This is a genomic window from Pseudomonas sp. Irchel 3H3 (genome assembly GCF_900187635.1).
Classification (GTDB): Bacteria; Pseudomonadota; Gammaproteobacteria; order Pseudomonadales; family Pseudomonadaceae; genus Aquipseudomonas.
Map to the genome: position 1 here is coordinate 173,715 of NZ_FYEC01000010.1, position 14,542 is coordinate 188,256.

10 protein-coding genes are annotated in these 14,542 nt (G+C 57.2%); 7 read left to right on the forward strand and 3 right to left on the reverse strand.

Features of this window, described 5'->3' with window-relative positions:
• Positions 1-132 precede the first annotated feature (132 nt).
• From CKW24_RS28430 to CKW24_RS13895, 3 genes are read left to right on the forward strand one after another with little or no spacing between them, the layout of a single operon-like run.
• The gene (locus tag CKW24_RS28430; RefSeq protein ID WP_256585463.1) at positions 133-1,050 is read left to right on the forward strand and encodes a hypothetical protein; all 918 of its coding nucleotides are present in this window, start codon (positions 133-135) and stop codon (positions 1,048-1,050) included.
• Positions 1,051-1,905 (forward strand): S-type pyocin domain-containing protein, encoded by an 855-nt coding sequence (locus tag CKW24_RS28435; protein ID WP_305886486.1) that lies wholly within the window; start codon positions 1,051-1,053, stop codon positions 1,903-1,905. It abuts the gene before it with no gap.
• Positions 1,905-2,177, forward strand: coding sequence for a hypothetical protein (locus CKW24_RS13895; protein ID WP_095168751.1), 273 nt, complete (start codon positions 1,905-1,907; stop codon positions 2,175-2,177). Before CKW24_RS28435 ends, CKW24_RS13895 begins: the two co-directional genes overlap by 1 nt.
• A 205-nt stretch (positions 2,178-2,382) precedes the next feature.
• On the opposite strand, the gene CKW24_RS13900 is transcribed toward CKW24_RS13895, so the two are convergent.
• On the reverse strand, positions 2,383-2,616 hold the full coding sequence (locus CKW24_RS13900) for a DUF3203 family protein (protein ID WP_095168752.1): 234 nt from the start codon (positions 2,614-2,616) through the stop codon (positions 2,383-2,385).
• 121 nt (positions 2,617-2,737) lie between these two features.
• Between CKW24_RS13900 and CKW24_RS13905 the strand changes: the two genes are divergently transcribed.
• On the forward strand, positions 2,738-3,238 hold the full coding sequence (locus tag CKW24_RS13905) for an MgtC/SapB family protein (protein ID WP_095168753.1): 501 nt from the start codon (positions 2,738-2,740) through the stop codon (positions 3,236-3,238).
• 10 nt (positions 3,239-3,248) lie between these two features.
• On the opposite strand, the gene CKW24_RS28255 is transcribed toward CKW24_RS13905, so the two are convergent.
• Both CKW24_RS28255 and CKW24_RS13910 read right to left on the reverse strand, forming a co-directional pair.
• Positions 3,249-3,416, reverse strand: a complete 168-nt coding sequence (locus CKW24_RS28255) for a hypothetical protein (protein ID WP_174244579.1) — start codon at positions 3,414-3,416, stop codon at positions 3,249-3,251.
• Between the two features lie 104 nt (positions 3,417-3,520).
• Positions 3,521-4,234: an AAA family ATPase gene (locus CKW24_RS13910; RefSeq protein WP_095168754.1), complete on the reverse strand. Its 714-nt coding sequence runs from the start codon at positions 4,232-4,234 to the stop codon at positions 3,521-3,523.
• 1,820 nt (positions 4,235-6,054) lie between these two features.
• On the opposite strand from CKW24_RS13910, the gene CKW24_RS13920 reads away from it, so the two are divergent.
• The 3 genes from CKW24_RS13920 (at position 6,055) to glgB (ending at position 13,680) form a co-directional block, all read left to right on the forward strand.
• Positions 6,055-8,049, forward strand: coding sequence for an alpha-1,4-glucan--maltose-1-phosphate maltosyltransferase (locus tag CKW24_RS13920; RefSeq protein ID WP_095168756.1), 1,995 nt, complete (start codon positions 6,055-6,057; stop codon positions 8,047-8,049).
• Between the two features lie 61 nt (positions 8,050-8,110).
• Positions 8,111-11,464 (forward strand): maltose alpha-D-glucosyltransferase, encoded by a 3,354-nt coding sequence (gene treS / locus CKW24_RS13925; RefSeq protein ID WP_095168757.1) that lies wholly within the window; start codon positions 8,111-8,113, stop codon positions 11,462-11,464.
• Entirely contained in the window at positions 11,464-13,680 is a 2,217-nt protein-coding gene (gene glgB / locus CKW24_RS13930) for a 1,4-alpha-glucan branching protein GlgB (protein ID WP_095168758.1), read from the forward strand. Before treS ends, glgB begins: the two co-directional genes overlap by 1 nt.
• The last annotated feature ends 862 nt before the right edge of the window (positions 13,681-14,542 follow it).

Here is a 14,542-nt window from a genome sequence, read left to right on the forward strand (position 1 = left end):
TTCGACCTGAAATCACCTTTTGCATACGACAAACCCCGTTAACATTTAACGATTGAAATAATCCTATTGTTGCGATGAAGCTTGGGCGGCTTGCCTATTACACGGAATTTAATTTATTGCACGGAGCACCAAATGCAAGAACCTGCCAATCTTCCTTCGTTTCTGATAGCGCCTGACTCTCTGTTTGCTCCATTCAAAGAGGCTCCCGGTTTTGCTTTAGACTTAGACAGTATTCTATTATGGGATGGGGTTGTCCCAGCGGTTACGCCGCCATACAACATTGATGATATAAAAAATACTCGCGATACATACACAAAACTAGTGGAGGTGGGGCTTTCGGTCTGCGACCAGATAATGAGTAGTTTTTCTGGTGGCACGTCAAGCATTATAAATGATCTAAAAGAACGAATGTCCTCGGCCGTCGACACCCAACAACCAAATACTCTGGAAGCTGACTTAAAAAAGAAAGCGATTATCTTTGAGCTTCTACAAAAGATCGTCCGGAATAGGAGTTGGAGCGCGGCGGTTGTATATTTTGGCGTAGACGCTCTGTCGCTGAACAGTACCGAGAGTTCCGAACTCTTTGCAGCCTACGTGGATGCAGAAGATTATGAGGGAGCATCAAGAAGCTTCTATGAGGGTTTCCTGAGATCACTGACTGCGGCGTACGTTAAACGGATTCTTGTCGAAGCAGTTGTCATCCTAGAAGACGCCTCCATGGTGGTAGATGCTGCGATCCATTCTGCATTGGCTAAGGGCGACACTGCCTACACCTTCAGGCTACCCATTGTCCAAAGCGCGCAGTTGGGAACTGTGGCGGGTACCATTACCCTCCACACCGCTAACGGTTGGACCTTAGAGGCGGCGATTCAAAAAGGCATCCAGTTGTTGAGCGGATTGGGGGAAGCACTTCTCAGCCGCGCTACTGCTGTCGGTATAGGAGCCTTGTTCTATTCACCGGCTCTTGGCAACGGTGAACGTTACCCTGAAACAGTGCTCAGTCTGCCTGCCAATAAACTTTTGCCGGGGCTGCCACCTAACCTTAATTAAATCGCCGCTGGCGAAGGTATCATTGACCTTCCTTATCGGATCTATGGCGATCTCAGCCAATACACACTCGTTGCAACCCCGGCTGAAGGGAGTGTTTCGGCAAAAGTGCCTGTGCGGGTCCTGGTGTTCGATCCGACGACCAGTAGCTACAGCTTCACGTCAAACGATACGTCGCCCACTATTCTCAGCTTCCCCATCATTATCTCAGGAAACAGTTCGACAACTTCACCTGTCAAACCCGCGCAAGTACCTATTTACACGGGGATCACTCTGGCACCATTACTGGTGCAGCCTGAAACTTTACCCGCTGTCGAATTGCCGGACTTCAGGGATTGCCTTTACTGCTTCCCGGTTGAGAGCGGTCTGCCGCCAATCTACGTTGTTTTCAATAGCCCTTACAAAGGAGCGACGACGAGAGGAAAGTACAGTGGTCGATTATACAATCCCGCCAAAGCCGGAGGCCCGACCCTGGATCTGGATTGGACCAGTGCTACCGTGACACAAGCGGGTATTGACCTAGTGAAATTGCATACGGGACGCTTCGATCCTTCGGCCGCCAATGCGATCATGATTGATCGCCTGGAAAAAATCCTGCGAGGAGAGTTGACAATTATGGCTGTCGATAGGCGTTTTTATACCCATGAGCTTAGGGAATTGGATCGTTTCAGAGTTTCAGGGGTGGCTGATGGTGTAAATCCGAATGACGATGGTGTTATTTGGAATAGTACTCACGCCGCGACATTGGAAGACTACAAGCTAAAAGATACTGTTGAGCTACTCTATACGCCTGATGCTATAGAGGCGGAAGAAAAGCAATGGGAAAAAGAGTACAAGGAAATAGGAGGAGTAAAATAATGAACACTATAATGACAATTATACTCAACGAGAAGCCCGAAGAAGTAATTCTGTTATTCACGAAGAACGAACTGGGTATATCCCTTCCTCAGCTGGATCGATTTTATAACAGGGCAGGTTGGGCGCATGTGACAGATAACATGGGGCTGTTGAACCTCGTCAAGAGCATGTCAAACGCCGGAGTTATCAAATATAGAGGGACTGGAATCGTCAGGGGGCCAAACTGGAGAGAGCCGGCGTTTATGTTCGAAGGCAAATATACCTTTGATTGATTGTGCCTAGGGAGTTCCGATCAACTGCGGTCAGGTGACCTATCGACTGTTCCTCCCGGTGCAGCACTTTTCCACGGGTAAATCTTGTAAAACATCACATGATCGGGCGTTTATGCCGGTTTCGCGCTGACAACTTGATGCACCCCGCCGGGCGTGGCGCGCATGCCTATCCCAGGCGCCTGGCGGGGGGCTTGATGGAGATCAGTCAAATCACCGAATCACTGTCAGTGACCTTCAGGTGGCGCCGGCCATCGACCGCACCTGCTACGGTCAATGCGTCGGCTTCTGCTTCGGTGATGTACACGCGCTGACCGTCGAGGTCCACCGCCGACATCGACTTATCACCGTCAGTGAGGATGGTCACGTCAGCGGCCAGGCGGATCTCTTCGCCGCTTTCGGTGGTGAAAAAGCAGGTCTGGTTTTCGATGCGCACGGTCATGGGGCTCTCCACTGTTTTTGGGGCTTTCACGTTAGGGTCCTGGGGCCGTCCATCGTTCGCTGCAACCGATTAGCGGTCGGCGCGGTCCATGCCTTATCAACCTTCTTTTCAGGACTGCCTCATGGACGCCTGGTGGCATGAAGTCTGGATCACCCTGCAAGCGGAGTTCGCCGACATCGGCGACGCATCGCAGTTGACGCGCATTACCGTGCGCTTGCTGATCGCCGCGTTGCTGGGGGCGATCCTCGGGTTTGAGCGTGAGCAGAAAGGCAAGGCCGCCGGGGTGCGCACCCACATGCTGGTCGCCATGGGCGCCGCGCTGTTTGTGCTGGTGCCACAGATGTCCGGGGCCCAGGCCGATGCCATGAGCCGAGTGGTGCAGGGGGTGATCGCCGGCATCGGCTTTCTCGGTGCCGGGACCATTCTCAAGGGCAAGGACGGTGACGAAAGCCACGTCAAGGGCCTGACCACCGCTGCCGGCCTGTGGATGACCGCCGCCATTGGCGTCGCCGCCGGCATGGGCCGCGAGTCGACGGCGGTGCTCAGTACGCTGCTGGCACTGGCGGTGTTCAGCGTCATGCCGTGGATCGTCAACCTGTTTGAAAAGGACAAGGAGCCCTAGGGATGGATTTCTATGCCGGGCCGACAATGACCGGCGGCATCGGCGTCGGTGGCTCTTCCCGCGGTGGCGGGTTGGTGCCTGGCGGGTCCTGCTCGGGAACGGGTTGCGGATCGGTGTCGGGGATCACCGGATGATCGATGTTCGGATCCGGGGTTTCTCCAGGGAAAGGATTGGTCATCGGTCTAACCTCCAGTGGCACGTGGCGTGGGTCCTGCTTATGTGGGTTGACCTCCCGCGTGTGGATTTGATTCCAGGCAATTGCCCAGATATCGAGCGCAATGGTTAGCGGGGAGGGGGCGTTGCTGCCCGGATGAATGCCTCGTCAAGGCTGTCGGTGTCGTAGTGGCGGATAAATTCAGCTCCGGATTGAAATGGCTTGAAAGTACATTCACTAATCATATAAAAGCGATCGCAGTTAGCGGAGATTTCTTCAATGTTATGAGAAGAGACTAAAATGGCTACCCCCTCCCGAGCTGCCCCCTTTAAACACTTCCAGATATAGTGACGAAACTCCGGGTCAACCCCGGCGCTGGGTTCGTCCAGTATGACCAGGTCCGCACTTAACGTCAGCAAGGTCAATGTGAAGAACCAACGCTTTTCACCGTAACTACAGAGAGTGGATTTTTTATTCCACAAGGCCTTATATCGATCAATGATTTCAGGGCTCCATATCCGCAGTTTCTCAATCGCGCACTTTTGGCTAATGGTTTCTGAAGAGCAGAGTAATGTAGTTAGTTTGAAAATATCAAACATGCGCAGTGTGTGTGGGGTTGTTAATGATTGAGTGAGGTAAAGTGGATATTTGAATGTGCTGTTTACCTGCAGATTTTTGTCGTTTAGTAATCCGCATATCATGTCGAAAAATGTGGTTTTGCCGCTGCCGTTTGGGCCTAGTAAGCCTACGATTGAACCGGCTTCGATAGACATTGAAGCATTAACGAAGATCGGCTTGTTAGGATGACTGAAGCAAATATTGTTGACGGAAAGTGATTTCATTAGTATCGGCTCCATATCGGATTGATTCTTAAGAAGCGTAGGGTGAGTAGAAGGGTGGTGGGGAATAACGTCAGTATGATTATTAAATATGTCAGGTTGCTCTGTACTCCGTTCATGACGATGTTGTGAGCCATTGCTAGCGGGTTGATGCTGTATAGAGAATACGAGGTTGATGGCGTGATGTTAGCGCTGTGAATACCGAGAGTGAGCATTGAGAATGAGATGATTGAGAAGGTGGTGTTAGCGTTTTGAAACGTCAGGGGAGGGAGTGTTAGTAAGAGGCCGGGTATGCTGAAAAGGAGAAAGCAAAGGTAAAAGCGCCCGGCGATGAACGTTGCTTCACTGATGGAGTATGCGCTGAATGCCGGGCGAGTAAGCACATAAAATGCCAGGCAGTAAAATACCGATATTAATGAGTAGGCCAGGAATTGACCCAGTAAGAAAATGGTTCTTGCTTCAAGTGTGTAGATAAAAGATCGTGTAAATCCGCTTTCTCTGCGTCCTATGATGTAAAAAGAGAAACCAAAAAAAGCGACGCTTGAAGAGATATAAGCATAAAACCAGGATGTTGCTTCCATGTAGTTCGCTTGGTAGGGCGGAGTCATTCCTTTGGAGTAATTTAATAGATAAAATAGTGCTGTTGGCGAGAGTATTGTCCAGAAAAAAGCGGTGGGTTCTTTTAGTTGTTCTTTTATGAAGATTGTACTGATCCTTATGGTGCGAAACACTATTTTTCTAAGCATGGGATTTCTCTATTAAGGAAAAGGAATCATGAGGTTTACGGTCTCCAAATCATGGGCCGCTATGACCTGCTCAAGAAAATAGGGATTTGTCGGACTCTAGATCCACTGAGGTTTCGAGCGATCGGCAGGCGTCTTCGTAATCAAGGTTATATTCATTTAGTAAGTTCGACAGATCATCCTTTGAAATGTTTGTTCGGTGGTGCAGTTTTTTGATTGTTTCTAATAGAGTTTGAGGTGTTGCTCGGGATGCAGGCTCAGGTGAAGTGGTAATGTTGTCGTTTTTGAAGTTGAGCAGTTTGTAGTTTTCTATGCTTAGTCTCATGACTGTCCCTGTGTCGGTGATTCAATTTTTTGCTCCTGGCCGGCTGAAATTCACGTTCTATCAAGTGGCTCTAAACTTTTAGTCTTGTGAGTCGCGTGTTGCAAGTTTTCGGTTTTTTTGTTGTAGGCGGTTTCTTTCGCGGTTTTTAGAATTTTCTTGCGGGTTTGATGTTGGTTTCTGTTTTTTTGTTTTTGATGTAAACAAGAGCGGAAAATGTCTTTCCCTGCGGTAAGCGCTGATTTGATTGGTTGTTAATGGATGGCCGATTCGAATAAATTTTTTGAAGGCACTGAAACTTCTTAGGACGTTTGTAGTGCGTTTCTTTAACGTACGTAGGTCGCGTATTTTTATTTGAGCTAACTTGCTAAAAAAATCGACGAACGGTATGTGTTTCACGGGGTTGTCATGGTGGCTATTCCATACTCAGGCTTACTGGAGGTTTGTAAGCGTATTTTCCTTTACTGCAGCGCCGGTCCCAGCATCAAGGTGATCGTTGGCGGTAAAGCCCGATTGCCGATATCAAGTGGTGCGGACGGGAATGGATGAGGCCTTGTCCAAACCACCACTGGCATGTGGCCTGAGTCGTGCTTAAGTAGGTTGATCGTTGCGCCGCGGATTGGCGTCCAGCCAATTCCCTATGAACTTTTGCCGGTGCCTGTCGCTCGGAACCTAAGTGAGCTCATTCGGCGCGGGACTCCCTTGCCGACGACACCCAGACACAAGAGCGTCCTTGGGGCGTAAAGGAGAGATGCTCGATGACGGCTGAGAAACCTGATGAGTTGAGCTACAACCCGCACATGCCACTGTCCCAGGCGCTGTTGCTGCCGCGCATCGTGATTGAAGACTGCATGCCGATCCTCGAAGGCGGGCAATTTGCCGTCAAGGCCGTGGTCGGCCAGGACGTCGAGGTGACCAGCAAAGTGTTTGCCGACGGTCACGACAAGCTCGCGGTACGCCTGCGTTGGCGTGGCGAGGGCGATGCGGTGTGGCAGAGCGAGGTGATGAGCGACCTGGGCAACAATGGGTGGCAGGGCCGCTTCCGTGTGCCGGTCCAGGGCCGTCATGTGTTTTGCATCGAAGCCTGGATCGACCACTTCGCCAGTTTTTGCTACGAACTGGACAAGAAGCACCTGGCGAGCGTCCCCGTCAGCCTGGAACTGCAAGAAGGCCGACTGCACGTCCAGCAAGCCGCCGAGCGCGCAGAAGGGCCACTCAAGGAGCAGCTGACGGCGTTGCACCAGCAATTGTCCGGTTTGCTCGAAACCGAGCAGGTCGCGTTGTTCCTGCACCCCCATAGCGCCGAACTGATGAGCCAGGCCGATCAGCGTGCCTACCTGAGCTTGAGCCCGCAGTACCCGGTCGACGTCGAGCGCGAACTGGCGCAGTTCGCCAGTTGGTATGAGCTGTTTCCGCGATCAATCACCGACGACCCCACGCGCCATGGCACCTTCAATGACGTGCATGCGCGCCTGCCGATGATTCAGGACATGGGCTTCGACGTCCTTTACTTCCCGCCGATCCACCCGATCGGGCGCAGTTACCGCAAGGGTCCGAACAACTCCCTGACGGCCGGCCCGGACGATCCAGGCAGCCCCTATGCGATCGGTAGCGAGGAGGGCGGCCATGAGGCGATTCATTCGCAACTGGGCAGCCGCGAAGACTTCCGTCGGCTGGTGGCGGCTGCCGCAGACTACGGTTTGGAAATAGCCCTCGACTTCGCCATCCAGTGTTCCCAGGACCACCCTTGGCTGCAGCAACACCCGGGGTGGTTCAACTGGCGGCCGGACGGCACCATCAAATACGCGGAAAACCCGCCGAAGAAGTACCAGGACATCGTCAACGTCGACTTCTATAGCAGCGAGGCGATTCCCAGCCTGTGGCTGGAGCTGCGCGATATCGTGGTCGGTTGGGTCGAGGAGGGGGTGAAGATCTTTCGCGTCGACAACCCGCACACCAAGCCGCTGCCGTTCTGGCAATGGCTGATCGCCGATGTGCGGGCGCTGTACCCCGAGGTGATCTTCCTCGCCGAAGCCTTTACCACGCCGGCGATGATGGCGCGCCTGGGCAAGGTCGGCTACTCCCAGAGCTACACCTACTTCACCTGGCGCAATACCAAGCAGGAGCTGGCGAGTTACTTCAGCGAACTGAACCAGTCGCCCTGGCGCGAATGCTACCGGCCGAACTTTTTCGTCAATACCCCGGACATCAACCCGGGCTTCCTGCACCAGTCGGGGCGCGCCGGGTTTCTCATTCGCGCGGCGCTGGCGACCATGGGGTCGGGACTGTGGGGCATGTATTCAGGGTTCGAGCTGTGCGAGTCGGCACCGGTGCCGGGCAAGGAGGAGTACCTGGATTCGGAGAAGTACCAGATCCGCGTCCGCGACTTCAATGCCCCCGGCAACATCATCGCCGAGATCGCCCAGCTCAATCGCATCCGCCGGCAGAACCCGGCCTTGCACAGTCATCTCGGCTTGCAGCTGTACAACGCCTGGAACGACAACATCCTGTACTTCGGCAAACGCAGCACAGATGGCAGCAACTTCATTCTGGTGGCCGTCAGCCTGGATCCGTTCAACGCCCAGGAGGCGCATTTCGAGCTGCCGCTGTGGGAGCTGGGCCTGGCGGACGACGCGGTGACCCAGGGCGAAGACTTGATGAATGGCCATCGCTGGACGTGGTACGGCAAGACTCAATGGATGCGCATCGAGCCCTGGCATCAACCGTTCGGCATCTGGCGGATATCGCTGTAGGGCGCGGTGACAAAACCCGCACGACCGGTACCTGCCACCCCCCACTGAACAGGAGATTGTAATGGCGAAGAAACCCAGGTCAGCCACCTTCAGCGATGACCCGCTCTGGTACAAGGATGCGGTGATTTACCAAGTTCACGTCAAATCCTACTTCGACTCCAACAACGACGGGATCGGCGATTTTCCCGGGCTGATCGCCAAGCTCGACTACATCGCCGACCTGGGCGTCAACACCATCTGGCTGTTGCCGTTCTATCCCTCGCCACGGCGTGACGATGGCTACGACATTGCCGAGTACCGTGGCGTGCACAGCGATTACGGGACCATGGCCGATGCCAAGCGCTTCATTGCCGAGGCCCACAAGCGCGGGTTGCGGGTAATCACCGAGCTGGTGATCAACCACACCTCCGACCAGCACCCCTGGTTCCAGCGGGCACGCAAGGCCAAGCCCGGATCGGCGGCGCGGGACTTCTACGTGTGGTCCGACGACGACCAGAAATACGACGGCACACGGATCATCTTCCTCGACACCGAGAAGTCCAACTGGACCTGGGACCCGGTCGCCGGCCAGTATTTCTGGCACCGGTTCTATTCCCACCAGCCGGACCTCAATTTCGACAACCCGCAGGTCCTGAAGGCGGTGCTGTCGGTGATGCGCTACTGGCTGGACATGGGCATCGACGGCTTGCGCCTGGACGCCATTCCGTACCTGATCGAGCGCGACGGCACCAACAACGAAAACCTGCCCGAGACCCATGACGTGCTCAAGCAGATCCGGGCCGAGATCGACGCCAATTACCCGGACCGCATGCTGCTGGCCGAAGCCAACCAGTGGCCGGAGGACACTCAGCTGTATTTTGGTAATAAAAGGAGCGGCGATACCCACGGCGACAACGGCGACGAGTGCCACATGGCGTTCCACTTTCCGCTGATGCCCCGCATGTACATGGCCCTGGCCCAGGAAGACCGCTTCCCGATCACCGATATCCTGCGCCAGACCCCGGAGATTCCGGCCAACTGCCAATGGGCGATTTTCCTGCGTAACCACGATGAGCTGACCCTGGAGATGGTCACCGACAGGGAGCGCGATTACCTGTGGAACTACTACGCCGCCGACCGTCGGGCGCGGATCAACCTGGGCATCCGCCGGCGCCTGGCGCCCTTGATGGAACGTGATCGGCGCCGGATCGAGCTGCTCAACAGCCTGCTGTTGTCGATGCCTGGCACACCGACCCTGTATTACGGCGACGAAATCGGCATGGGCGACAACATCTACCTGGGCGACCGGGACGGTGTGCGCACGCCCATGCAGTGGTCGATCGATCGCAACGGCGGCTTCTCCCGCGCCGACCCCGCCAGCCTGGTGCTGCCACCGATCATGGACCCGCAGTACGGTTACCTGTCGGTCAACGTCGAAACCCAGGCGGGCGATCCCCACTCGTTGCTCAACTGGACCCGGCGCATGCTGGCTGTGCGCAAGCAATCCAAGGCGTTCGGCCGCGGCACTCTGAAAATGCTGTCACCGAGCAATCGCCGAATCCTCGCCTATACCCGTGAGTTCACCGGCGCCGATGGCCGCCACGAAACCATCCTCTGCGTGGCCAACGTCTCGCGCAGTGCGCAAGCCGCCGAGCTGGATCTTTCGGCCTACGTCGGCATGGTCCCGGTGGAGATGCTGGGGGGCAATGCCTTCCCGCCCATTGGCCAGCTGAGTTTTCTGCTGACCCTGGCGCCCTATGGTTTCTACTGGTTCGTGCTGGCGGCGGAGAACCAGATGCCGAGCTGGCACGTGGAGCCGGCGCAGAGCTTGCCGGACTTCACCACCCTGGTCCTGAAAAAGCGCATGGAAGAGTTGCTTGAAGCACCGTCGCGCACCCTTTTGGAGCAAAACGTGTTGCCCAGCTGGCTGCTCAACCGCCGCTGGTTCGCCGGCAAGGACGCCAGCATCGAATCGGTGCACATCGCCTATGGGGTGCGTTTTGGCGATGCCCAGCATCCGGTGCTGCTGAGCGAAATCGAGGTCAGCAGCCAGGGTCAGACCAGCCGCTATCAATTGCCCTTCGGATTTCTTGGAGAGGACCAGATGGGCGCGGCGTTGCCCCAGCAACTGGCCCTGTCGCGGGTCCGGCGTGGGCCGCAGGTCGGCCTGGTCACCGATGCGTTCAGCCTCGACAGTTTCGTGCGGGCGGTGTTGCAGGCGATCCAGGCGCAGACGGTGCTTACATCCAGCGACGGCGAGATTCGATTCGAACCCACTGCCCAACTGGCGCAACTGGGGCTTGGGCCCGAGTCCGAAGTGCGCTACCTGTCCGCCGAACAGTCCAACAGTTCAGTGGTGATCGGCACCAGCCTGGTGCTCAAGCTGATCCGCAAAGTGGCTGGTGGTGTGCACCCTGAACTGGAGATGGGCGCGTACCTGACGGCGGCGGGCTTCGAGCATATTTCGCCACTGCTCGGCTCCGTGGTGCGGCGCGACGCCCAGGGTGACGACCACTTGCTGATGATTGCCCAGGGCTACCTGAGCAACCAGGGCGATGCCTGGGAGTGGACCCAGAACAATCTTGAACGGGCGATTCGTGACGAGCTGGCCGATGCTATGTCGGAACAGGACCAGCACTACAACGCCCTCGGCGAACTGCAGGATTTCGCCGCTATGCTCGGCCAGCGCCTGGGGGAAATGCACCTGTTGCTGGCAGCACCCGGCAAGGATCCGGCGTTCGGCAGCGAAGTGACCACGGCCAAGGACCAGCAGGTGCTGTACACCTCGATCGCCGCGCAACTGGAACGCGCCTTGCTGTTGCTCAAGCAGCACCAGGGGCAACTGGGGGCTGCCGATCAACAGCGGGTGGCCCGTTTGCTGGAACACCGCAAGGTCATTCTCAAGCATGTGCAAGGGTTGGCCGAACAGACCACCGGCGGTCTGCGCATGCGGGTCCACGGCGACTTGCACCTGGGCCAGGTGCTGGTGATCAAGGGCGATGCCTACCTGATCGACTTCGAGGGCGAACCGGCGCGGGCATTGCATGAACGCCGGGGCAAGCACAGTCCGTACAAGGATGTCAGCGGGGTCCTGCGTTCGTTCGATTACGCGGCGGCCATGGCGCGCAACGGGCAGGGCGTCGACAGTACCGGGCAAGCGGATGTTGCGCGCGCGCGTGTCACCGAACGTTACTTGCGTGAGGCGCAAGCGGCCTTTGTCCAGGCATATCGGCTGGCGACAGCTAGTCTTGCTCATGCCTGGCAGATTCCTGGAGCGCAAGACGCTGCGCTGGCCTTGTTCAGGCTGGAGAAGGCCGCGTATGAAGTGCTGTATGAAGCCGAAAATCGTCCCGCCTGGCTACCCGTGCCGTTGCACGGGCTCTATGGGTTGTTAAGTGGACTTGAACCCTTTTCCGAGATAGGTGGAGAGCAGTGATGAAGGAACGGGGACTCAAAGAGGCGCTGCTGCCGGCAGCGCGCGACATCGAGGCGCTGGTGCGTGCCGAACATCCGGATCCGTTTGCGATTCTCGGGCCCCACGGCGACGCCGCCGGTGGCCAGTTCATTCGGGCCTATCTGCCGGACGCCTTGAGCGTCCAGGTGCTGGCCCGCGACAGCGGCGCCGTCCTGGGCAGCCTGACGGCCAGCGAGGTACCAGGGTTGTTCGTCGGACATTTCCCCCAGGCCCAGGCGTACGTGCTGCGCACCCAGTGGGCCGGTGGCGAGCAGACTGCCGAAGATCCCTACAGCTTCGGGCAGTTGCTGGGTGAGATGGACCTGTATCTGTTCGCCGAGGGCAACCACCGTGACCTCAGTGCCTGCCTGGGCGCCCAGTTGCAGAATGTCGACGGCGTGGACGGGGTGCGCTTTGCCGTGTGGGCGCCGAATGCCCGCCGGGTCTCGGTGGTGGGTGATTTCAATATCTGGGACGGTCGCCGCCACCCGATGCGCCTGCGTCATCCCTCCGGGGTCTGGGAGTTGTTCATCCCGCGCCTGCAGGCGGGTGAAGCGTACAAGTACGAGATTCTGGGAGCCCACGGGATCCTGCCGCTCAAGGCCGACCCCATGGCCCTGGCCACCCAGTTGCCGCCGGACACCGCTTCAAAAGTCGCGGGCCCCTTGAGCATCGACTGGCAGGACCAGGCGTGGATGCAGACGCGCGGCGAGCGTCACCGGCCGAGTGCGCCGTTGTCGATCTATGAATTGCATGCCGGCTCCTGGCAGTGCGAGGTCGACGATGTCGGGGAAGTGGCGCGTCAATACAGCTGGGCCGAACTGGGCGAGCGCTTGATTCCCTACGTGCAGAACCTGGGTTTTACCCATATCGAACTGATGCCGATCATGGAGCATCCGTTCGGCGGTTCCTGGGGTTACCAGCCGCTCTCACAGTTTGCTCCCAGTGCGCGCTACGGTTCGCCCAGTGACTTTGCTGCGTTCGTCAATGCCTGCCACCTGGCCGGGATTGGGGTGATCCTCGATTGGGTGCCGGCGCATTTTCCCACCGACACCCATGGCCTGGCGCAATTCGATGGCACCGCGCTGTACGAATACGGCAACCCGCTGGAAGGTTTTCACCAGGACTGGGACACCCTGATCTACAACCTGGGGCGCACCGAAGTCCACGGTTTCATGCTGGCTTCGGCGTTGCACTGGCTCAAGCATTTCCATATCGACGGGCTGCGGGTGGATGCCGTGGCCTCGATGCTCTATCGCGACTATTCGCGCAAGGCCGGTGAATGGGTGCCCAACCGCCATGGCGGGCGGGAGAATCTGGAAGCCATCGATTTTGTCCGCCATCTCAATGACGTGGTCGACCTCGAGGCGCCGGGCGCCCTGGTGATCGCCGAGGAGTCCACCGCCTGGCCGGGCGTCAGCCAGAGCACCCAACAAGGCGGGCTGGGCTTCGACTACAAGTGGAACATGGGCTGGATGCACGATTCCCTGCACTACATCCAGCAGGACCCGGTGTACCGCGCCCACCATCACAATGAGCTGAGCTTTGGCCTGGTGTACGCCTGGTCCGAGCGTTTTATCCTGCCGATTTCCCACGACGAAGTGGTGCACGGCAAACATTCGCTGATCGACAAGATGCCCGGCGATCGCTGGCAGAAATTTGCCAACCTGCGGGCCTACCTGAGTTTCATGTGGGCGCACCCGGGCAAGAAGCTGCTGTTCATGGGGTGTGAGTTCGGCCAGTGGCGCGAGTGGAACCATGACCAGCAACTCGATTGGTACTTGCTGCAGTACCCGGAACACCGGGGCGTGCAAAAGCTGGTCAGCGACCTCAACCAGCTGTACCGCGAAGAGCCGGCACTGCACGACCAGGACGATGTACCGCAAGGTTTCCAGTGGTTGATTGGCGATGATGCGATCAACAGTGTTTATGCCTGGCTGCGCTGGAGCAAGGACGGCCGACCGGTGCTGGTGGTGGCCAACTTCACCCCTGTGCCGCGTCCGGCCTACCGGGTGGGCGTACCGTTCGCCGGACGCTGGAGCGAGTTGATCAACAGCGACGCGGGTATTTATGCGGGGTCCAATTATGGTAACGACGGTGGCGCGCAGACCGAGGAAGAGGGCAGCCATGGCCAGCCGCTGTCACTGGTGCTGAATCTGCCGCCGTTGGCGGTACTGATGTTGCGTCCGCTTGGGTAGAGGCCGGCCTGATACATCGCTGGTGCCTGGCGGCCGGCCTGTTTGTACGGGGGGGCTGGATTTTCCATGTGGGAGCGGGCTTGCCCGCGATGGGCATAGGTATCTACACAACTTTGTAGCGGTCTGTGGCGAGGGGGCTTGCTACCGTGGCGGCCTCTGGGGGGTTGGATTAGACCGAGTACATATCCATTCTTGCGGTAACGGCCTCCTATGGTTCCGCTTTTACAGCGGCTCACTTTTGGAGGAGCCCAAAAGTAAGCAAAAGGCTCTTGCCCCACCACTCGGCACCTCGCTTAGGCTCGGTGTTCCCTCACTCCGGCTTGAATCCGTGGGCCGCCGCCACGCGCCATCCATGGCGCGGGGCGGCTAACCCGGCGTCCTGCCGGGTTACCCACGGCTTCAAGCCTGCGTTCGGCCAGCGTGGTTAACGGGGCGCCCAGGATCAAAAGCCAGAGCCAGATCAAAAGATGGCTGACTTCGTCAGCGTCTTGGGAAGTAGAAGCTACACCGCGCATGCTCCAACGATCAGGTCGGCTTTTAGGCCGCCTCGCTTTGTTTTTGATCCTGGGCGCCCCGTTAACCACGCTGGCCGTACTTCGATATTGATTTGGGGGGTAAACCGGCAGGACGCCGGTTTAGCCGCACTGGGCCAGGGAAGGCCCATTGCGGCGGCCCCCCAAATCAATGTCGGAGTACGGGCATGCCGAGCCTAAGCGAGGCACCGAGTGGTGGGGTATGTACGGGACAACCACATGGGTTACAAAAAAGTACCTTTACATAGGTAACACTTTTATCGACACGTACCCGTTCTTTGCCTCTCTAGCATAGACCCGGCCTAGGATTACCGGACCGAATATCACCT

Coding starts and splice junctions, on each gene's coding strand:
- CKW24_RS28430 (WP_256585463.1), top strand. CDS start 133: ATGCAAGAACCTGCCAATCTTCCTTCGTTTCTGATAGCGCCTGACTCT.
- CKW24_RS13895 (WP_095168751.1), top strand. CDS start 1,905: ATGAACACTATAATGACAATTATACTCAACGAGAAGCCCGAAGAAGTA.
- CKW24_RS13900 (WP_095168752.1), bottom strand. CDS start 2,616: ATGACCGTGCGCATCGAAAACCAGACCTGCTTTTTCACCACCGAAAGC.
- CKW24_RS13905 (WP_095168753.1), top strand. CDS start 2,738: ATGGACGCCTGGTGGCATGAAGTCTGGATCACCCTGCAAGCGGAGTTC.
- CKW24_RS28255 (WP_174244579.1), bottom strand. CDS start 3,416: ATGACCAATCCTTTCCCTGGAGAAACCCCGGATCCGAACATCGATCAT.
- CKW24_RS13910 (WP_095168754.1), bottom strand. CDS start 4,234: ATGAAATCACTTTCCGTCAACAATATTTGCTTCAGTCATCCTAACAAG.
- CKW24_RS13920 (WP_095168756.1), top strand. CDS start 6,055: ATGACGGCTGAGAAACCTGATGAGTTGAGCTACAACCCGCACATGCCA.
- treS (WP_095168757.1), top strand. CDS start 8,111: ATGGCGAAGAAACCCAGGTCAGCCACCTTCAGCGATGACCCGCTCTGG.
- glgB (WP_095168758.1), top strand. CDS start 11,464: ATGAAGGAACGGGGACTCAAAGAGGCGCTGCTGCCGGCAGCGCGCGAC.